The sequence below is a fragment of the Micromonospora sp. C97 genome (assembly GCF_018070385.1).
Classification (GTDB): Bacteria; Actinomycetota; Actinomycetes; order Mycobacteriales; family Micromonosporaceae; genus Micromonospora; species Micromonospora parva.
In genome coordinates this window covers 53,336-73,005 of sequence record NZ_JAGPXU010000012.1, presented here as the reverse complement: position 1 = coordinate 73,005, position 19,670 = coordinate 53,336, and the positions used below count along the sequence as shown (strand labels likewise).

At 70.4% G+C, this 19,670-nt stretch carries 20 protein-coding genes; 9 read left to right on the top strand and 11 right to left on the bottom strand.

The genetic code is table 11. From position 1 onward, the window contains the following. Positions 1 to 18: 18 nt before the first annotated feature. On the top strand, positions 19 to 381 hold the full coding sequence (locus tag KBX26_RS17890; RefSeq protein WP_210865930.1) for a metalloregulator ArsR/SmtB family transcription factor: 363 nt from the start codon (positions 19 to 21) through the stop codon (positions 379 to 381). Further along, entirely contained in the window at positions 378 to 884 is a 507-nt protein-coding gene (locus KBX26_RS17885) for an SRPBCC family protein (protein WP_210865929.1), read from the top strand. Before KBX26_RS17890 ends, KBX26_RS17885 begins: the two co-directional genes overlap by 4 nt. On the opposite strand, the gene mug is transcribed toward KBX26_RS17885, so the two are convergent. Next, the gene (gene mug, locus KBX26_RS17880; protein ID WP_030332853.1) at positions 881 to 1,450 is read right to left on the bottom strand and encodes a G/U mismatch-specific DNA glycosylase; all 570 of its coding nucleotides are present in this window, start codon (positions 1,448 to 1,450) and stop codon (positions 881 to 883) included. The genes KBX26_RS17885 and mug overlap by 4 nt on opposite strands. Before the next feature lie 61 nt (positions 1,451 to 1,511). Between mug and KBX26_RS17875 the strand changes: the two genes are divergently transcribed. Continuing rightward, a complete protein-coding gene (locus KBX26_RS17875) occupies positions 1,512 to 2,255 on the top strand; it encodes a cyclopropane-fatty-acyl-phospholipid synthase family protein (RefSeq protein ID WP_210859148.1) in 744 nt (247 codons plus the stop codon). Here the strand turns inward: KBX26_RS17875 and KBX26_RS17870 are convergent. Genes KBX26_RS17870 through KBX26_RS17860 form a run of 3 tightly spaced genes read right to left on the bottom strand, consistent with a single transcriptional unit; the run spans position 2,234 to position 5,361 of the window. Then, positions 2,234 to 3,193, bottom strand: a complete 960-nt coding sequence (locus KBX26_RS17870) for a phosphatase PAP2 family protein (protein WP_307857841.1) — start codon at positions 3,191 to 3,193, stop codon at positions 2,234 to 2,236. The two genes, KBX26_RS17875 and KBX26_RS17870, sit on opposite strands and share 22 nt — an antisense overlap. A gap of 57 nt (positions 3,194 to 3,250) precedes the next feature. After that, positions 3,251 to 4,891, bottom strand: coding sequence for an MDR family MFS transporter (locus KBX26_RS17865; protein WP_210865928.1), 1,641 nt, complete (start codon positions 4,889 to 4,891; stop codon positions 3,251 to 3,253). Continuing rightward, positions 4,888 to 5,361 (bottom strand): MarR family winged helix-turn-helix transcriptional regulator, encoded by a 474-nt coding sequence (locus KBX26_RS17860; RefSeq protein ID WP_307857840.1) that lies wholly within the window; start codon positions 5,359 to 5,361, stop codon positions 4,888 to 4,890. The genes KBX26_RS17865 and KBX26_RS17860 overlap by 4 nt, the downstream gene beginning before the upstream one ends. A gap of 108 nt (positions 5,362 to 5,469) precedes the next feature. Between KBX26_RS17860 and KBX26_RS17855 the strand changes: the two genes are divergently transcribed. The 3 genes from KBX26_RS17855 (at position 5,470) to KBX26_RS17845 (ending at position 10,628) form a co-directional block, all read left to right on the top strand. Further along, a complete protein-coding gene (locus tag KBX26_RS17855) occupies positions 5,470 to 6,132 on the top strand; it encodes a TetR/AcrR family transcriptional regulator (protein WP_081883856.1) in 663 nt (220 codons plus the stop codon). Positions 6,133 to 6,521: 389 nt separating this feature from the next. Next, positions 6,522 to 7,709: a ThuA domain-containing protein gene (locus tag KBX26_RS17850; protein ID WP_030332847.1), complete on the top strand. Its 1,188-nt coding sequence runs from the start codon at positions 6,522 to 6,524 to the stop codon at positions 7,707 to 7,709. Between the two features lie 87 nt (positions 7,710 to 7,796). Further along, the gene (locus tag KBX26_RS17845) at positions 7,797 to 10,628 is read left to right on the top strand and encodes a PQQ-dependent sugar dehydrogenase (RefSeq protein WP_210865927.1); all 2,832 of its coding nucleotides are present in this window, start codon (positions 7,797 to 7,799) and stop codon (positions 10,626 to 10,628) included. A gap of 52 nt (positions 10,629 to 10,680) precedes the next feature. Here KBX26_RS17845 and KBX26_RS17840 read toward each other — a convergent pair whose 3' ends face one another. Continuing rightward, on the bottom strand, positions 10,681 to 11,448 hold the full coding sequence (locus KBX26_RS17840; RefSeq protein ID WP_210865926.1) for a helix-turn-helix domain-containing protein: 768 nt from the start codon (positions 11,446 to 11,448) through the stop codon (positions 10,681 to 10,683). 80 nt (positions 11,449 to 11,528) lie between these two features. On the opposite strand from KBX26_RS17840, the gene KBX26_RS17835 reads away from it, so the two are divergent. Beyond that, positions 11,529 to 11,915 (top strand): nuclear transport factor 2 family protein, encoded by a 387-nt coding sequence (locus tag KBX26_RS17835; protein ID WP_030332840.1) that lies wholly within the window; start codon positions 11,529 to 11,531, stop codon positions 11,913 to 11,915. On the opposite strand, the gene KBX26_RS17830 is transcribed toward KBX26_RS17835, so the two are convergent. Both KBX26_RS17830 and KBX26_RS17825 read right to left on the bottom strand, forming a co-directional pair. After that, positions 11,912 to 12,856: an acyltransferase domain-containing protein gene (locus KBX26_RS17830; RefSeq protein ID WP_210865925.1), complete on the bottom strand. Its 945-nt coding sequence runs from the start codon at positions 12,854 to 12,856 to the stop codon at positions 11,912 to 11,914. The genes KBX26_RS17835 and KBX26_RS17830 overlap by 4 nt on opposite strands. A gap of 29 nt (positions 12,857 to 12,885) precedes the next feature. Further along, complete coding sequence (locus tag KBX26_RS17825; RefSeq protein ID WP_247680765.1) at positions 12,886 to 13,473, bottom strand: hypothetical protein; 588 nt, start codon at positions 13,471 to 13,473, stop codon at positions 12,886 to 12,888. 174 nt (positions 13,474 to 13,647) lie between these two features. Between KBX26_RS17825 and KBX26_RS17820 the strand changes: the two genes are divergently transcribed. Beyond that, entirely contained in the window at positions 13,648 to 14,559 is a 912-nt protein-coding gene (locus KBX26_RS17820; protein ID WP_210865923.1) for an NAD(P)-dependent oxidoreductase, read from the top strand. On the opposite strand, the gene KBX26_RS17815 is transcribed toward KBX26_RS17820, so the two are convergent. After that, positions 14,533 to 15,438 (bottom strand): LysR family transcriptional regulator, encoded by a 906-nt coding sequence (locus tag KBX26_RS17815; protein WP_210865922.1) that lies wholly within the window; start codon positions 15,436 to 15,438, stop codon positions 14,533 to 14,535. The genes KBX26_RS17820 and KBX26_RS17815 overlap by 27 nt on opposite strands. Before the next feature lie 168 nt (positions 15,439 to 15,606). Between KBX26_RS17815 and KBX26_RS17810 the strand changes: the two genes are divergently transcribed. Continuing rightward, on the top strand, positions 15,607 to 16,326 hold the full coding sequence (locus KBX26_RS17810) for an SDR family oxidoreductase (protein ID WP_030332830.1): 720 nt from the start codon (positions 15,607 to 15,609) through the stop codon (positions 16,324 to 16,326). Between the two features lie 125 nt (positions 16,327 to 16,451). On the opposite strand, the gene KBX26_RS17805 is transcribed toward KBX26_RS17810, so the two are convergent. From KBX26_RS17805 to KBX26_RS17795, 3 genes are all read right to left on the bottom strand, one after another. Beyond that, positions 16,452 to 16,892: a VOC family protein gene (locus tag KBX26_RS17805; RefSeq protein WP_030332827.1), complete on the bottom strand. Its 441-nt coding sequence runs from the start codon at positions 16,890 to 16,892 to the stop codon at positions 16,452 to 16,454. 1,129 nt (positions 16,893 to 18,021) lie between these two features. Next, positions 18,022 to 18,234, bottom strand: coding sequence for a hypothetical protein (locus tag KBX26_RS17800; protein WP_210859500.1), 213 nt, complete (start codon positions 18,232 to 18,234; stop codon positions 18,022 to 18,024). A gap of 629 nt (positions 18,235 to 18,863) precedes the next feature. Beyond that, positions 18,864 to 19,640 (bottom strand): MBL fold metallo-hydrolase, encoded by a 777-nt coding sequence (locus KBX26_RS17795; RefSeq protein WP_247680764.1) that lies wholly within the window; start codon positions 19,638 to 19,640, stop codon positions 18,864 to 18,866. Positions 19,641 to 19,670: the final 30 nt, after the last annotated feature.

Below are 19,670 nucleotides of genomic sequence, written 5' to 3'. Positions count from 1 at the left end.
GTAGGTTACTCTTTCGGGGTGGATGAGGTGGCCGTCGCGATCGCCGACCCGGTACGCCGGCGCATCCTGAGCATGTTGCGCGACGAGCCCCTCTCCGCTGGCGTCATCGCCGCGCGGTTCACGATCAGTCGACCCGCCATCAGCCGCCACCTACGGTTGCTGCGGGAGAGCGGGCTGGTCCGTGACGAGCTGGTCGGACGGCAGCGGATCTACCGGCTCGACCCCGGCCCGCTCGCCCCGCTGCTCGACTGGCTCACCGGGCTCGCCACCGTCGACCGCTGGGAGCGGCACCTCGACGCGCTGGAGACCGAGGTCTATCGCACCCGCCGAGAGCGCCGCAGCCGTGGCCCGGCGGAGCACCGAAGGGAGCACACGGCATGACCCGCACACCCGCAGGACGCCTGTTTCGCACCGCCACGGGGCACGATCTCGTCCTCACCCGGACCTTCCGCGCCCCAGTGGAGGACGTCTGGGCCAGCCTGACCGAGTCGGAGCGCACCGCCCGCTGGTTCGGCCCGTGGGAGGGCGAGGCCGGGCCCGGACGGACCATCCAGGTCCAGATGGCGTACGAGGAGCAGCAGCCCTGGTGTGCGGTACGCATCGACGTGTGTGAACCGCCACTGCGCCTCGCCGTGTCGATGATCGACGAACACGGCAACTGGCTGCTGGAGCTGTCGCTGACCGAGACCGACGGCACCACCGAGCTGCGATTCGTGCAGCACCTGAGCAGCGTGGCGGGCATCGCCGAGGTGGGCGCCGGTTGGGAGTACTACCTGGACCTGCTGGTCGCCTCCCGCGACGGCTCGCCCCGCCCGCGGTTCGACGACTACCACCCGGCGATGCAGCAGTACTACCAGGGGCTGGCCGCCGCGACGGCCGGCTAGGGGTCCAGCTCCCGCCGCAGCCTGGCGAACTCGGCGGTCAGCGCCGGCAGGGGAAAGTGCGCGTTCAGGCCGCTGGGGTTCGGCAGCACCCAGACCCGGGCCGGCCCGAGCGGCTCCGGTCGCGGACCCAGGACGGCCGTCGGTCGGGCGAAGGCGACCCGGTACGCGGTCACCCCGAGGATCGCCACCCACCGCGGCCGGTAGCGCTCGGCCTTCATCGCCAACCCGGTGACCCCGGCCACCAGCTCCTCCGACGTCAGCTCGGCGGCGCGGGCAGTGGCCCGGTTGCTCAGGCTGGTGATGCCCAGGCCCTGCCGCAGCAGCTCGTCGCTCTCCCACGAACGCAGCTGGCGGTCGGTGAAGCCAGCCCCGTGCAGGGCCGGCCAGAAGCGGCTGCCCCGGCGGGCGAACGGCTGCCCCACGGCGGCCGAGTAGAGGCCCGGGTTGTAACCGCAGAACAGCACGCGCAGCCCAGGGCCGATCACGTCCGGCAGACCTCGGCCGGCGGCATCCGCCACCTCCTGCCGGGTCGGCCGTCGCGGCGGCCCCGCACGCTCCGCGTCCACAGCACCGATCCTGCCGTACGCCCGGCGCCGGCACCGGCGCGCGCTCTGACACAGTGACCCGATGCAGTCCGACGACCACCTCGCCGCCAGCCGCTACGCCCGGATGCGCTGGAACACTCCGCTCTCACCGGAGCACGCCGCGCTGCTGCTGCAACGGCTCGACGTCCGCCCCGGCTCACGCGTGCTCGACCTCGGCTGCGGCTGGGGTGAGCTGCTGCTGCGGGCGGTCGCCGCCGGCGGTGTGTCCGGCCCGGTCGCGACCCGGGGCGTCGGCGTCGACACCGACGACGCCGTTCTCGCCCGAGGGCGGCGACTCGCCGCGGATCGGTCGCTGAACCGGCACGTCGCGTTCGTGACGGGGGAAGCGGCCGCCTGGCAGGAGCCGGCCGACCGGGTCCTCTGCATCGGTTCGGCACACGCCTTCGGCGACACCGCGGCGGCCCTCGACGCCCTCGCCGCCGTGGTACGACCCGGTGGGCGACTGCTGTTCGGCGACGCCTACTGGGAACGGCCCCCCACGGCGGAGATCGCCGAGGTCTTCGGCCCGGATGTCGCGACCCTCCCCGGGCTGGTCGAGGCCGCCCGCGAACGCGGCTGGCGGCTGCTGCACCTGAGCACCGCCGACCAGCGGGAATGGGACGACTTCGAATCCAGCTGGCTGGCCGGCCGGCAGGAGTGGCTGCTGGCGTACCCGGAGGATCCTCGTGCGGCCGACGTCCGCGCGGAACTCGACGACCGGTTGCGCGAGTACGTGGGCGGTTACCGAGGTGTCCTCGGCCTCGCCTACCTCGTCCTCGGTCGCTGACGGCCCCGGTCACGTCTGGACCGAACGGCAGAGCTGAACTGGCAGGCAGGAGAACCGGAGCCGACCGGTTGACAAGCCCGTTCGGCGCCGCTCGTTCTCACGACGTCACCGGCGTCGGCTCGCGCGGGTGGGTGACCAGACGGTGCGTGCGGAGCCCGTAGGCGCTGGCGGGGCCATCCGGTCCGGGCGCCGCGCCCGCGGGTGGGTGGGCTGGTCGGCTGTGCGGGCCTCGGCAGCCCGACGGAGACGACGGCGAGCAGCACCGCCGCGACGATGCCGTCGAGCCAGTAGTGGTTGCCCGTGGTCACGACAACCAGCAGGGTGACGAGCGGATGCGCCAGCCACAGCCACCGCAGGCGCCCGCCGGTCACGGCGATGAGCGCGACGGCGACGGCGAGCGCCCAGCCGACGTGCAGGGAGGGCATGGCGGCGTACTGGTTGCTCAACGCGTCCGTGTCGGGCGGGCCGTAGACGGCGGGCCCGTAACGGCTACCGGTGTCCACCATGCCGGTCAGGGCGGTCAGTCGCGGCGGCGCCAGCGGAACCAGGAAGTGCAGCGCCAGTGCGGCCGCGGTGAGCCCGGCGAGCATGCGACGCGTCCAGAGATAGCGCACGGGGTGTCGCACGTACAGCCAGATCAGACAGCTGATCGTGGCGGGGAAGTGCACGTACGCGTAGTAGCCGTTGGCCAGGTGCACCAACAGCTCGTGGGAGAGCACGGGACGTTGGAAGGCGGCCTCGTCGGGCAGGTGGAACAGACGCTCCACCCGCCAGATCCATTCCCCGTTTCCCACCGCTGTCGACGCCCGGTCGGCCCCCGCCACCCGCGCCGCCTTGTAGACGAGGAACAGGGTGGCGACGAGCCCCAGCTCACGCATGGCCCGGCGCAGTGCTACGGCTCGCCGGGCGGGTGCCGCTGGCAGCTCCGCGGTATCCACAGACCCCTCGATTCGGTGACGTTCGCTCGTACCGGCCCCGGGTCGGATGGCCCGACGTCAGCGTGACCGGGTCGGTCCGTCCTGCGTGGTGTCGACGCGCACCTGGTCGAAGGCGGGAGCGCCGTCGACCGCGTCGGCGGCGACGGCCGCCGACGTGGCGGCGTCCGGCAGGTCGAGGCTGGTCCGCAGGGTGATCGGCTTGAGCAGGAGCGCGGCGATGATGCCGACGACCCCGATGGCGGCGGAGATGAGGAAGATGTGTCCGGTGGCGTCGCCGTACGCCGCCCGGACGATCTCCTGGACCTGCTCGGGCAGGGCGGTGATGTTGAGGTTGCTGCTGCCCGAGCCGCCGGAGGCGGGGATCCCGGCGGCGGTGAGGTCGTGGGTGATCTGGTCACCGACCCGGCGTGCGAGGACGGCGCCGAGCACGGAGACGCCGATGGTACCCCCGAGCGACCGGAAGAACGCGACGCTGGAGCTGGCCGCGCCAATGTCCTTGAGCGAGACCGTGTTCTGAACGGCGAGGACGAGGTTCTGCATGGTCATGCCGACGCCGACGCCGACGGTGAACATGGCGGCGCCGACCAGGACGAGCGACGTCTCGTGGTCGATGGTGCCGAGCAGCGCGAACCCGGCGACGAGCAGGATCGAACCCGCGACGATGTACGGCTTGATCTTTCCGCTCTTGGTGATCAGCCGGCCCGCGACGATGGAAGAGCCGAGGACTCCGGCCATCATCGGAATGGTGAGCAGGCCTGCCTCGGTCGGGCTGTAGCCGCGGCCGATCTGGAAGTACTGACCGAGGAAGACGGCACCGCCGAACATGGCCATGCCGACCGCGAGGCTGCCGAGGATGGCCAGCGCGGTGGTGTGCTGGCGCACGATACCGAGCGGGACGACCGGCTCGGCCGCGCGCGACTCGACCCAGACCGCCAGGGCGAGCAGGACGAGCGAACCGCCCACCATGGCCGCGGTCTGCCAGGAGGCCCAGGCGAACGAGCCGTCGACGAAGGAGATCCAGATCAGCAGCACGCTGACGCCAGCGGCGATGAGGCCGGCACCCAGGTAGTCGATCTTGACATTCTCACGCCGTGCGGTCGGCAGGTGCAGGGTGGCCTGGAGCAGGATCAGCGCGATCGCGGCCACCGGCACGCCGACGAAGAAGCACCAGCGCCAGCCGAGCCAGGACGTGTCGACGATGAGGCCGCCGAGCAGTGGGCCGCCGACCGTCGCGACGGCCATGACACCACCGAGGTAGCCGTTGTAGCGGCCGCGCTCGCGCGGCGGGATCATGGCCGCGATCGCCACCTGGACGAGCGCCTGCAGACCGCCGACCCCGATGCCCTGGAACGCGCGGGCGGCGATGAGCTGGCCGGCGCTCTGCGAGAAGCCGGCGACGACCGAGCCCACCAGGAAGACCACGATGGCGACCTGGATGAGGATCTTCTTGTTGAACAGGTCGGCCAGTTTGCCCCAGATCGGGGTGGTTGCCGTCGCGGTGAGCAGGGTCGCGGTGACCACCCAGGTGTACTGGTTCTGCGAGCCGTTCAGGGCTCCGATGATCTTCGGTAGCGCGGTCGAGACGACAGTGCTGCTCAGCATCGCGACGAACAGCACCAGCAGCAGGCCACTGAGCGCTTCCAGGGTCCGCCGATGGGTCATCGGCTCAGCGCCGGCCGTGATGGTGGGTGCGCTCATCGCGCGGCCTCCAGGTTGTCGTTGTCGTTGTTTCCGAGGGCGATCTCGATGTCGCCGGTGAACCGGCCGAGGGCGGCACTCAGCGCCGCCACCTCGCCGGGAGTCCAGTCGGCGAGCGCCCGTTCGAGCACCTCGCCGTACCAGCGGTGGCTGTCGGCCAGGGCGGCACGGCCGGCCGGGGTGACCGCCAGGATGGTCGCCCGCTTGTCGGTCGGGTCTGGCCGCCGCTCGACCAGCCCGTGCGCGACGAGCGCCGCGACGGAGCGGCTGACGGTCGACGCGTCCAGCCGAGTGCGCTCGGCCAGGTCGCGGGCGTGGCAGTCGCCGGAGAGCTGTTCGATCTGCACGAGCATGCCGAGCATGCCGGCCGGGATCGCCGGGTGTTCGTCGGCCCGGCGTTGTTTCAGCAGTCGAACGCTTCTGACCAGGTCGTACAGGCGAAGGCCGAGCTCACCGGCATCGCTTTCCACATCCGCTCCCCACCCGAGTTGGTTGCCTCAAGCAAGCATCTACCGATCTTTCCCACTGCGCAAGTTTGCTCATTGAGAAGTCCCTCACCCGCACGTACCCTCGGTGCGATGGACGAGACGACCGGTCTGCGGGAGCGCAAGAAGGCGGCCACCCGCCTCGCTCTGCACGAGGCGGCCCTCCGCCTCGCCGCCGACGAGGGCATCGACGCGGTGACGGTCGAGGCGATCGCCGACGCCGCCAACGTCTCCCGGCGGACCTTCTCCAACTACTTCTCCAGCAAGGAGCAGGCCCTCTTCCACGGCGACACCATGCGCCTGCACCGGCTGTTGGAGCTGATCCGGGAACAGCCCGTCGACGAGGCGCCGTGGACCGTCCTGAGCCGGGCAGCCGAGCGCCTCACCGAGGAGGTCTTCGGCGGTTCTGAGCCCTCCTGGCTGACCCAACGCCGGGAGCTACGCGCGCACCCCGGCCTGGCCCCACACCAGGTGGCGGCGTACGCCGCGATCGAGCGCGAGCTGGCCGCGGAACTCGCCCGCCGGCTGACCGGCGACGACGTGGCACTGCGCTCCCGCCTCCTGGCCGCGACCTTCCTGACCATCCTGCGGGTCGCCGTCCAGCACTGGATCGAGCACCCGGGCGAGCCGATGACGGAAACCGTCCGGACCGCGCTCGTCGCGGCCGCGCCCGCGGTGCCCCCCGGAGGCCACCGGACCAGCACCGGCACCTGGCACCGCCCTCCGATCCCCGCAGAATCCCCCAGGGCCCAGTGAGTGGTAGCCAACGGGCGCGGTCTTGACGGAGCGCAGACATCGGAGGTTTACTGCGTCAGCGATAGCAGTCGATGCGCCTTGACCATCCTTTGTGGTAAGTGGGGCACCTCGGCGACGCGATCGCCACTGGTCGCCACTGCTGAGCCAGCCGTCTCCTGGCGCTGGCGGTAGCGACGCTCCCCCCTCGGCGGGCGGGGAGCACCGGCACGGCAACCCGCACGGCGCAGCGTCGCGCTCCCCGCAGGACGATCCCCACAGGTACGGCACCACCCCGAACCATCTCAGCCGAGCGTCGGCGGCCCGGCTCCGTACCACCGCCAACCTCGGCCCGGCGAGCCCACAGCTCCGTGACGCGCGCCTGGGCCGACGCTCAGCAGAGGAGCAAGATCATGCGTTCCCGTCCCCGCCTGTTGGCACTCGTCACCGGGCTGGCCGTCATGCTGGCCAGCCTGGTCGCCCTGCCGACCCCCGCATCGGCGGCACCACTGACCAAGGTCCTGGTGTTCAGCAAGACCGCCGGCTTCCGGCACTCGTCGATCCCCAACGGCATCGCCGCGATCCAGCAGCTCGGCTCCGCCAACGGCTTCACCGTGACGTCCACCGAGGACGCGGCCCAGTTCACCACCTCCAACCTGGCCCAGTACCAGGCGGTGGTCTTCCTGTCGACGACCGGCGACGTCCTCAACGCCAGCCAGCAGACCGCCTTCGAGTCGTACATCGCCGCCGGTGGCGGGTACGTCGGCGTGCACGCCGCCGCCGACACCGAATACAACTGGCCGTGGTACGGCGCGCTGGTCGGCGCGTGGTTCGACTCGCACCCGGCGATCCAGAACGCCACGGTGAAGATCGAGGACCAGACCAACCCGTCGACCGCGCACCTCGGCACCACCTGGGTCCGCTCCGACGAGTGGTACAACTACCGCACCAACCCCCGCTCCAGCGCACGGGTTCTCGCCAGCCTCGACGAGTCGTCCTACAGCGGCGGCAACATGAACGGCGACCACCCGATCACCTGGTGCAAGGCGTACGGCGGCGGACGCGCCTGGTACACGGGCCTCGGGCACACCGAGGCGTCGTACACCGACCCGAACTTCACCCGGATGCTGCTCGGCGGCCTCCAGGTCGCCGCGGGCTCGGTGACCGCCGACTGCTCGCCGCGTACGACCACCCCGCCGCCCACCGCCACCGGCTCGACCCTGCGGGCCCGCGCGAACAACCAGTACGTGAGCGCGCCCAACTCGACCACCGCGCTGATCGCCAACAAGGCTTCGGTCGGCACCACCGAGCGGTTCGACCTGGTCAACCTCGCCAACGGCAACGTGGCGCTGCGCGCCAAGGGCAACGGGCAGTTCGTCGCGGCCGAGAACGCGGGCGCTTCCGCGCTGATCGCCAACCGGGCCACCGCCGGCGCCTGGGAGACGTTCCAGCTCGTCCGCAACTCCGACGGCACGGTGAGCCTGCGGGCCACTGTGAACAACCGCTACGTCGCAGCCGACAACGGTGGGTCCTCCCCGCTGATCGCCAACCGGACCTCCATCGGCCAGTGGGAGAAGTTCGACCTGGTCACCACCAACTGACCTGATCCCCCGCTCGCTCTCCACCACCCCACCTGGTCGTGGTGCGCCCCCGCGCGCCCGTCCCCCGGTCGTCGAGAAAGGACGATCATGCCCTCGTACCCCCGGCGCTGGCCCCGGGCGCTCTTCGCGGCGGTGCTCACCGTCGCGAGCGCGGCCCTCGCTGTGGCTGCACCGTCCACCGCCCAGGCGGTGGTGATTCCCGCCTCCGACTATCAACAGGTCAAGCTCGCCACCGGCTCCGCCGAGCTGGGTGAGGCCATGTCCCTGGCCGTGCTGCCCAACCGCTCGGTCCTGCACACCGCCCGAAACGGCGTGCTGCGGGTGACCGACGTGGCCGGCAACACGAAGGTCTCCGGCACCCTGTCCGTCTACACGCACGACGAGGAGGGGTTGCAGGGCGTCGCCGTCGACCCCAACTTCGCCACCAACCGGTGGGTCTACCTGTACTACTCGCCCACGTTGAGCACCCCGTCCGGGGACGCCCCGACCACCGGCTCGCAGTCCGACTGGGACCGGTGGAAGGGGCACCTACGGCTGTCCCGGTTCACCCTCAACTCCGACGACACGCTCAACCTGAGCAGCGAGAAGATCGTGCTGCAGGTCGCCAACGACCGTGGGCAGTGCTGCCACGTCGGCGGTGACCTGGACTTCGACGCCGCCGGCAACCTGTACCTGACCACCGGCGACGACACCAACCCGTTCGAGTCGTCCGGCTACGCCCCACTGGACGAGCGGACCAACCGCAACCCGCAGTTCGACGCCCAGCGCACCGCGGGCAACACCAACGACCTGCGGGGCAAGCTGCTGCGGATCAAGCCGCAGGCGGACGGGACGTACACCATCCCGTCGGGCAACCTGTTCGCGCCCGGCACGGCCAACACCCGCCCCGAGATCTACGCGATGGGGCTGCGCAACCCGTTCCGGATGAGCGTCGACAAGGCCACCGGCGTGGTCTACCTCGGTGACTACGGCCCGGACGCGGGGAGCACCAACTCCAGCCGGGGCCCGCAGGGTCAGGTGGAGTTCAACCGCATCACCGCGCCGGGCAACTTCGGCTGGCCGTACTGCACCGGCACCAACACCAGCACGGAAACATACAACGAATACACCTTCCCGTCCGGGCCGTCGCAGTCGAAGTACAACTGCACGGGCGGGCCGACCAACAACTCGTTCCGCAACACCGGCCTCGGCACGCTGCCCGCGGCGAAGCCGGCCTGGATCAAGTACGCCGGCGACTCCGGCTCACCGTCGGAGTTCGGCAGCGGCTCCGAATCGCCGATGGGCGGACCGGTCTACCGGTACGACGCGTCGCTGAACTCCAGCATCAAGTTCCCGCAGTCACTCAACGGCCAGTTCTTCGCCGGCGAGTACGGCCGCCGCTGGATCAAGGCGATCGCTGTCAACTCCGACGGTTCGCGCGGGGAGATCTCCAACTTCCCGTGGTCCGGCACCCAGGTCATGGACATGGCCTTCGGCCCGGACGGGGCGCTGTACGTGCTGGACTACGGCACCGGCTCGAACAACCAGGCGCTGTTCCGGATCGAGTACATCGGCGGCGGCAACCGCAACCCGATCGCTGTCGCCTCGGCTAACCCGACGTCGGGGGCCAACCCGCTGACAGTCAACTTCTCGTCGGCCGGCAGCTCGGACCCGGAGGGTGGGGCGCTGAGCTACCTGTGGACGTTCGGGGACGGCACCACGTCGACGGCGGCCAACCCCACCAAGACGTACACCACGAACGGCACGTACTCCCCCACGTTGAGGGTCACCGACCCGAATGGGTTGACCGGCACGGCGAGCCTGGTCATCACCGTCGGCAACACGGCCCCGACGGTGACGCTCACGTCGCCCGCCGACGGGCAGTTGTTCAGCTTCGGTGACACCGTGTCGTACCAGATCAGCGTGAGCGACCCGCAGGACGGCACGATCGACTGTTCCAAGGTCAGCCTGACGTACGCGTTGGGCCACGACAGTCACGCCCACCAGATCACCTCGAAGAACGGGTGCAGCGGCTCGATCACCGTCCCGACCGACGGGGAGCACGACTCGGCCGCGAACATCTACGGGGTCTTCGACGCCGCCTACACCGACAACGGTGGGCTCACCACGCACAGCATCAAAACCCTGCAACCGAAGCACCGCCAGGGTGAGCACTTCGGCGCGCAGTCCGGCGTCCAGGCCACCGACCACACCAACGCCGAGGGTGGCCGCACGGCCGGGTTCATCGAGAACAACGACTGGATCTCGTACCAGCCGTACAACCTGACCAACGCGAACCGCATCACCGTGCGGGCGTCGTCGGCCGGTGCCGGCGGCACCATCGAGGTACGGGCCGGGTCGGCCACCGGCACGCTGCTGGGCACCGTCTCGGTGCCGGTGACCGGCAACTGGGAGACCTTCACCGAGGTGTCCGGCACGATCAGCAACCCACCCACCGCGTCAACGACGCTGTACCTGGTGTTCAAGGGCGGGTCCGGCTACCTGTTCGATGTCGACGCGTTCACCTTCACCACCGGCACCGGTGGCAGCACGCCGGTGAGCACGCTGCGGGCGCAGATCAACAGCCAGTACGTGTCGGCGGTCGGCAGCACCGCGCTGATCGCCAACAAGGCCAGCGTCGGCAGCACCGAGCAGTTCGACCGGGTGGACGCTGGCAACGGCGACATCGCGTTGCGGTCGCGCGCCAACGGGCTCTACGTCTCGGCCACGAACGCGGGCGCCGCAGCTTTGGTCGCCAACGCCACGGCGATCGGGTCGTGGGAGAGATTCCAGCTCATCACCAACACGGACGGGACGGTGAGTCTGCGGGCCACTGTCAACAACCAGATCGTGTGCGCCGAGAACGCCGGGGCCGGATCCCTGATCGCCAACCGTACGTCGGTCGGGGCCTGGGAGAAATTCATCCTGACCACCGGCTGACCGGGGGGTGAGTGCACGTGGGGCCCGGCCTGGTGACCGACCAGGTCGGGCCCTACGTCGTGAAGTAGGCGGCGCTCTGCGCGTCCGCCGGGTAGTAGGACTCCACAGCGATCTCCTCGATCGTGATGTCCGTCGGCGTGCCGAACGTGGTGATGGTCGAGAACAGCCGCAGCTCGCGCCCGTTGATCCGCAGGATCATCGGGATCACCACGTCGGCGTCGACCCGTTGACCCGTCGGCTCCTCCGGCAGCGGAGCCAGCAGTTCGTGGTAGAGCGCCGCCAGTTCCGCGTCGGGAGCGGCGGCGAGCTGACGCGAGATCCGGCTGCGGAACACCGCCCGCACGTCGGCCAGGTTGACCACCAGGCGGGCCAGCCCGCGCGGGTCCAGGCCCAGCCGGATCAGGTTCACCGGTGGCCGCAACAGGTCGGGGGCCACGTACGCGAAGAACGGGTCCACAGCACTGTTGGTCAGCACGATGTTCCACCGGCGGTCGAAGACCAGCGCCGGATACGGCTCGTGCGCCCGCAGCACCCGGCGGACCGCGTCGAGGGCACCGGACAGGGCGATGTCGTCGAGCGGACGCTGCGCGTACCGGGGTGCGAAGCCGGCGGCGAGCAGCAACTGGTTGCGATCACGCAGCGGCACGTGCAGCTGGTCGGCGAGCCGCAGGATCATGTCGGCGCTCGGCGTGGACTTGCCGGTCTCGACCAGACTGACGTGCCGGGCCGAGACATCCGCGGCGATCGCCAGGTCGAGTTGGCTGAGCCCCCGGCGCTTGCGCCACTGCCGTAGGAGTTCCCCGACCGCATACACGATCATGAGCCTACTCATCGTCGGTGCGGACGCCATGAAGTGCGATGTCATCGACAACCACCCGGGCCGGGGAAACACTTGCGCCCATGACCACCGAGAACAAGAGCATCGTCGCACGCGCGTTGGCAGGGCTGGTCGACACGGGCGACGTCGACACGCTCGCCTCGTTCCTGAGCGAGGACTTCATCCACCACCGGTCGGATTCGACGACCTCGACCAGGACGCAGTGGCTCGCCGCCGTCCGCGCCGCGCTGGGCCCGACCGCCGGCATGCGGGTCGACATCCTGCACCTGTTGGCCGACGGTGACCACGTCGTGGTGCACTCGCGACGCCGCCTACCCGACGCGGGGCCGGAGATCGTCGTGGTCGACGTCCTGCGGATCGCCGACGGGGCCATCGTGGAGGCGTGGGAGGTCATCGAACCGGCGGCCCACGCGACCGCCAACGGGACGTGGTGGAACCCGGCCGTCTAGATCGGGAAGTGGCCGCGACGCCAGTGCCAGTGGCCGCCGTCCCGCAGGTGGTCGATGATCGCGCGCTGGAGCACGGTGCGGCGCGGCAGCTCGTCCAGCGGCGTGGTCAGGGTGCGGAACCCGAACCGCAGCATCTCGATGTCGGCGTCCGGCCCCTCCGACTCCTGGTGGGGTTCCAGCTCGAACCGGCGCTGGAACCGCAGGATGTTGGAGTCCTCCGGAAGGTACTCCCGCAGCTGCGGGTCGAGCAGCCACGATCCGCAGGAGAACACCGTGTAGCGCTCGTCGGGAAAGTGCCGGGGGAAGAACGCGCGGGCCTCGTCCAGCGACGCCGTCACCGCCTGTGGGGTCAACGGCCCCGATTCGGGGACGTGCAGGCCGAGGGCGCCGTCGCCGCGCTGGTACTGCAGCCGGCCCAGCTCGTAGAGGCCACCGCGCGAGTGCAGCGTCAGCCAGCTCTGCATGACCGGCCAGCCGTCACCGCGCATCCGTCGGTCGACGGCGAGGTTGCGGCCCAGGTCGGCGAGGGTCACCCAGGACACGGCATCGGGGACGCCGTGGTCGCTGTGGTACCCCCGCACCACGTCGACCAGGGCCAGGTACGCGTACACGTAGAGGTGCCGCCAGGCGGGCCCCCGCTCGCGCGGCAGCTCCGGGCCGGGCGGCAGCCAGTCGTAGCCCCCGAGGTCGGCGCGGACCGCGGCGATCGAACGGTCGAGCAGCCAGCGCAGCTCCGCCGTCCACAGCGGTGAGCCCGGCTCCGGCCAGCCCGCCATGATCTCGGCGGCGTCGTCCGGCGGCACGGCGAGCCGGTCGAGGATCGCGGGCGCGTCCGCCTTCGGCGGCAACGGGGCGGACGGCCCGTCACCGGCGAGCCGGTGCACGCGGTCGACCTCCTCGACGGGCACGCCGAGCCGGGCAGCGATGTCGTCCAGATCCACGCCGACGAACCTACCGCCCGGCGGGCATCTCAGGAGTCCGCCGGCACTCCGGCGTCGAGCTGCCCGATCATCGGCGCGAGGAGGTCGTTGAGTTCCCGGGCCAGCACCACCACGGCCCGGCGTGCCGCCGCGGCGACGTCGTCGTCGTCCGGACCGTCGGGCGTCGGCGGCAGATCGTCGAGTGGGACCGGCGCCTCCACCTGCAGCAGCGCGCGCAGGTGCGGGCGGCGCGTCTGGTCCTGCTCGGTGGGTGTGGTGAACTGGCCGAACATCTGGGGCCAGTCCTGCCAACCACGGTCGCGCTGCCACTGCTTGGTCCAGGTCAGCTCGGCCGGCCAGCGGGAGGCCACCGTCACCGCACAGACCAGGCTGCCGTCCCAGGGGCTGCGGGCGCAGGTCGCCGAGATGATCCGCCGGTGCCAGCGGACGAAGCCCGGCGACAGCTCGGTGGCCAGCCGCCAGGCCGTCACCGCGAACGCCACCGGCGCGAAGTCGCCCCAGGTGTCGGCGAAGTCGTCGATCCGCCGCAGCACCTCGGCCTCGTACCGGCCGCGCCCCTCGACGCCGTGCTCGCGGTCGAACTGCTCGTCCAGCCAGAAAGCGCGCGGATCCGGCATCCTCAACCCCGTTTCGCCAGTGATGGTGTCCCGCACCCTCGAATCTAGGCGAATGTCGGGGTGTGGACGGCATCCTCGCCGGTTGTCGACCCCGCGCCGGAGCAGCCCGTCGGCTGCCGCCGCCGCAGCGGCAGACGCTTGACAAGGAGTGGGTTCCAGAGTGGACGATGCACCGTGCGCATTCTCGTGGTGGGTGGCAGCGGCCTGATCGGCGCTCACGTGGTGGACGTCCTGCGGGAGCGTGGCCACGCCGCGACAACTGTGGCGCGTACCGCCCAGTCGGGCGTCGACCATCTGCTCGATGTCGGGTCCGCCTCGATCGAGGACCTGCGGCAGGTGCTCGCCGGTCACGACGGTGTCGTGTACGCCACCCGCACCGACGAGCAACGGCCGCTGCCCAAGCCGATCTATCCGGAGTTCCGCCGCGACAACGTCGACCCGGTGGTACGCCTGTTCACCGCCGCCCGCCTGGAAGGTCTCACCCGGGGCGTGGTGATGGGCTCCTACTACACCTACTTCGACCGGCTCCACCCCCAGTGGCGCCTGGCCGAGCGGCACACGTACATCCGGTGTCGCCTGGAGCAGGCCCGGGAGGGGCGGGCCGCCGCCGGCGAGGGCCTGCCGGTCGCCGTCCTCGAACTGCCTTTCGTCTTCGGTCGGGCCGGCGACCGGCTGCCCAACTGGGCCGGTCCGCTGGACCGGTGGGCGCGCTCGCGTACCCCGCTGGTCGCCCCGGTCGGCGGCAGCGCCGCGGCCTCCGCGCGCAGCGTGGCCGAGGTCGCCGTCGACGCCCTGGAGCAGGCCAGCGGCGCCGACCTCCCGGTCGCCGACGAGAACCTCAGCTGGCACGACATGCTCGCGCGCATCGCCGCGGCGGTCGGCCGGCCCCGCCGGGTCGGCCGCCTGCCGGCCGGCGCGGCGCGGGCCGCCCTGCGACTCGGCGGTGCGGCGCAGGCCCTCGGCCGCAAGGAGTCCGGAGTGAACCCGACCTACCTGGGCGATCTCCTGCTCGCCAACCTGTTCATCGAGCCGACGAGTGGCCGCCCGCTGGACCCGGCGCTACGCGAGACCTTCCGGAGCGCCTGACCCTCCTTGGCGCCGATCACCCGGTGGTGGCGCCGCGAGGTCGACGAACTCGTGCACCAGCGGTGACCGGTTGTCCTCGGCCCAGGCCAGGCACACCTGGTTGGGGCCGAGGTCGGCGACGGGCACGTGAACGACGTCCGGTCTGGTGTAGAACGTCGCCGTCGACAGCGGCAGGATCACCGTCCCGACGTACGCGGCGACATGCTCCAGCTTCTCCTCGACGGAGTTCAGCGCGGGCCGAGGGCGAGGGTCGCTGTCGATGGGACGGTTCGGCAGGTCCCGCCACTCCGGCACCGCGTCCGGGTCCTGCAAGAGCCGTTCCCCGGCCAGCTCGGCGAGGTCGACCGACTCCTTGCCGGCCAGCCGGTGATCGGTGGGCAGGACGACGACGCGGGGTTCGCTGAACAGTGGCCGCAGGCGCAGGCCGCGCTGGTCGACCGGAAGCCGGACGTAACTGACGTCCGCGCGCCCGTCACGGACGATGTCGGCCTGGTCGTCGAAGGAGGTCCGGACGACGTTGACGGCCAGGTCGGGGTGTCGCTGGCCGATGGCGCGGGCGTCGGCGGTGACGAGCAGGCCGGGCATGAACGCGATGGTGAACGTCGGCCTGCCGTGGGCGGCCCGCTGCACCCGCCGCCGTAGGGCCTCCGCCGAGGCGAGCAGCGCACGGGCGTCGGTCAGCAGCTGCCGACCGGCCTCGGTCAGCACCGTGGAGCGGCGGTCCCGAACGAAGAGCTCGGCGCGCAGTTCGTGCTCGAACGCCCGGATCTGCCGTGACAGGACCGGCTGGGCGATGTGCAGCCGGGCGGCGGCCCGACCGAAGTGCAGCTCCTCCGCGACCGCCACGAAGTAGCGGAGCTTGCGCAGATCGACGTCCACAGCGCCCCCGTCCGGTTGCCGCTCCGGGCGGTTCCACGATACCCGACGGGTATGAGTGGAGTGATGCCCAACGGGCATCACAGGAGGTGAAAGAGGTCTTGGACGCGGACGTTCCCGGCGGAGCACGGTGGTAGCCGTCTCCATCACCCGACCCGGAAGGACACGATCATGACCCTCATCGACAAGCGCGTCGTCGTACTCGGCGGAACCTCGGGGATCGGCCTCGCCACCGCCGCCCGCGCCGCCCGCGAGGGCGCCCAGGTCGTGGTCGCCTCCAGCAACCAGCGCAGCGTGGACCGCGCCCTGACGACCCTGCCGACCACCACCCAGGGGTACGTCGCCAACCTCACCGATCCGGGTGCCGTGTCCCGGCTGTTCCGCGACCTCGGCTCGTTCGACCACCTCGTCTACACCGCCGGGGAACCCCTCGCGCTGATGGCCGTCGACGCCCTCGACCTCGACGCCGCCCGGACCGCCTTCGACCTGCGCTACTTCGGCTCCCTGTCGGCGGTCAACGCGGCACTGCCGCACCTGCGCCCCGGCGGGTCGATCACCCTCACCACCGGCACCGCCAACCACCGGCCCAACGCCGGCTGGTCGGTAGCGGCCAGCATCACCGGGGCGATCGACGCGCTGGTCCGCGCGCTCGCCGTCGAACTCGCCCCGATCCGGGTCAACGCCGTCTCCGCCGGCGTGATCCGCTCACCGCTGTGGGACTCCCTGCCCGAAGAAACCCGAGAGCAGATGTACGCGCAGCTCAGCGAGTCCCTTCCGCTCGGTCGGGTGGGTGAGCCCGAGGAGGTCGCCGAGGCGTTCGTCTACCTCCTGCGGGCGACCTACGCCACCGGGACCGTGGTGACGGTGGACGGCGGCACCCTGATCTCCTGAGCCCGCCGTCGGCGGTGGCGTGGCGTCGCCAAGGGCCGCACTACTTCACTGATGTAGTGGTCTGCGCCGCTCGCGAGGCCCCGACAACAGTGAAGTGGTGCGGGTGGGACCGACCGGCGGCGGCGTCAGCGGAGCTGTTCGGCCAGGCCGACGACGATGCCCTCGGGGCCGCGGACGTAGCAGAGCCGGAAGATGTCCTCGTACCGCTCCACCTCGCCGACCAGTTCGGCGCCGTGGCCGCGCAGCCGGGCGACCACGTCCTCGATGTCGTCGACGGCGAACATGATCCGCCGAATGCCCAGCGTGTTCGCCGGCGCGTCCCTCGGTGCCGTGATGATCGCCGCTGGTCGGTGGAACATCGCCAACTCGACCTTGCCGTGGCCGTCCGGGGTCCGCAGCATCGCCACCTCCTGCCGGACGTCGTCGATCCCGATGACCCGCTCCACCCACCGCCCCTCGACCGGCCCCCGCCCCTCCACCTCCATGCCGAGTTCGACGAAGAACGCGATGACCGCGTCAAGGTCCTCGACCACGATGAGGACGTTGTCCATCCGCTGGATCGCCATGCCGGATCTCCCTGCTCTGCTGCGATCACGATGACCGCATCCTCCCCGAGGACGGAGCCACCCGGCGGTCTTCGACATTCAGAGCAGACCGTCTGCCGCGTCGCGGCTGTCGCACCGCTGGTACGGGACCAGATCATGAATGCGGACGACACGCTCGCCGGGTGACGTGCGGTCACCGCATCTGGTGTGCCACAGCAACCGGGCTGTCGACCAGGGAGATACCGCAAGATCGGCAGTTGCGGCCGGCGTGCAGAATAGATCCATGCAGATATCCGACTGGATAGCCCTGGCAGGCACCGCGGGCGGCCTTCTGATGAGCCTGGCAGCAATTTTCGTAACTTATCATATTTATCACCTCCAAACCGAAGAGGCGAGGAGGAACGGACGTGATGTGGAAACCCCTGCGCTGCTCGCGCACATCCTGCGCCTGATCGAGATGATCCTGTCGATCATGCCCTCGGCGTGGAACGAATCGCGCAGAAAGCGAGGCCCGGACATCAGCGAACAACAGGGGACAGGACCCGTCCCGCCACGACATGTCCCGCCAGCGCCGCGACCACCGAAACGATCCGACGGGGACTCTCCACGTCAACGGTCAACCGCGCAACCCGAGAAAGACCGCGCGCACGCACCGGAACCAGCGGGCAGAGAACCTGGCAACCTGTCCTCAATGCCTTCAGCGTCGGAAGAGTCCCCACCGCCTCCCGGTGACACTCCTGACCCCACTGTCCCCGCAGGCGAGACACCGTCGACGCGCGGCAAACAATTACTGATGGGTCCGGAGATAAGATTTACACAGGTGCCGACGGAACGCCCGCCCTACCAAGAACTCTTAGAAGAAATAGATAGAATGATGCCGTCCGATGAGCACGGGGAGAGGCACGATCCACCGAACCGTGAGCGTGACACCCCCGATTACGGCATCCCAGGGCTCTAACATCCTGCCCCAGTTGCGAAACTGGGGGCTGCGGCGTGCTGTCTGCCCGGCTGCTGCGAGGGAGCGGCAAGTGCAGTGGACCGACATCGGTCGCCAGCTGCCCGACGTTGGAGATCGTGGCACGTTGACGTTCGACGTCGACCAGTACGCCGCAAACCTGTGGCCCTTGGCCGAGCTGCGGCCCTGCGGTGACTAGTCCCGGTCCCACTCCGTCGAGGCCGTGAGCACCAGCGGGATCGTGTCGACCAACTCTTGCGGTCCCTCGATTTGCCACGCACGTACGCAGCAGCCGCAGCCGCTCTCCGCGATTGAGGTCAACGACTCGCGATATCGCGCGATCCAGGCTTCGGCGTCGACCACCTCGCTGGGGATGTCGACGCGGGCCATCATGCTGAATCGAGACACAGCGACACCGTAGCGGGAACCAGGCCCCTGCGCGCTACCAGTGCCGACGCCATTCGAGGCCACCCCGATGCGCCACCGCCGGGGCGTCACCGCGCTGGACGTACAGCACATCATCCTCAACCCACCAGACGTCAGCGGCACGAAGAAGAACCGGACATGCCAACGTCAGGGCAAGGCGACAGCCGCCCGAGCTGCCAGGCAAGCCCTCCAGCCCGTCCACGAACACCGCCCGGCCAGCTGTGACGGGCTCAGTCTCCACGCCACCATCTTGCCGGTGCCCGTGTGGCCCGGCGACCCCTTGACCTTCAAGCGACAATCGCGGCGCGCCTACCTACTCCCTGTCGAGCCCTGACTCCGGGCATGGTCCAGATACCCATCAGCCCCCTACGGCTACCCTCGCACGGTGGAGCCAGGAGGTCAGGACACCGAGGCACCCCCGCCTCGCCCCACAGGCGTCCACCGCCGATGCCCGGAATGCCGTGGTGTCGCGCGGCTCCCGGGCATGGTGAAGACGACGGGCATGGGCAAGGGAATGGGAAGCGTTTTCGGGCCCTGTCCCACCTGTGATGGCGTTGGCTACCTGACTGATGACGACGATGCGGACTGACCATGGGCAGAAACGGGGCTGATCAGCCGCAGCGGCGACAGGCGCATCCGCTGTCTGGCGTCCCGAGCGTCAGCGTGAGCCCTTCCTCAGCCGCCATAACGGCACTGCCGAACTCCACCTGCGCGGCCGCCACCGCCACCTCCCGGTCGTTGCCCGGCCAGAAGTGGGTGAGCATCAGGCGGCGGGCGCCCGCCCGACGAGCCCACCGACCAGCCTCGGTGGAGGTCAACAGGTTTCGGGTGGGACGGCTCGTCTCGCCGTCGCGGTCCGTCGCCTCGACGATGAACAGGTCAGCGTCATGTCCCAGCTCGGCCAGCGCGGGAGTCGGCCCGGTGTCCCCGGAGTAGGCCAGGACAATCCCGTCGGCCGCGATCCGGACGCCGGCGTTGGGCACGAAGTGCGGGAGAGACAGCCCGGTCAGGTCGAACGGCCCGACCCGGTACCCGCCGGGTAACGGGTGCAGGTCGAAGACCGCCTGTAGATCGACATCGGGCTCCAAGCCGCTGAGCCGGTCGAGCACGCCGGGCGGGCAGAACAACGGCAGCCGTGGCCCCCCGGGTTGACCGTAGAACCGCATCCTGAACAGACCGTGCAGGTCGACGCAGTGATCCGGGTGCTCGTGGGTGACGACGACAGCGTCCAGCACGCCGTCCGGCCAGTGTCTGAGCAGCCGCGGCAGCGTGGCATAGCCCAGGTCCAGCACCAAGCGGTAGCCGTCCCAGTCCACGGCGAAACCGCTGCAGGCGCGGCCGGGTTCGGGGAAGCCACCGCAACTTCCGAGCACTGTGACCTGTCGCATCCCGGCAGCGTCGCACCTGAAGGGCCGGCG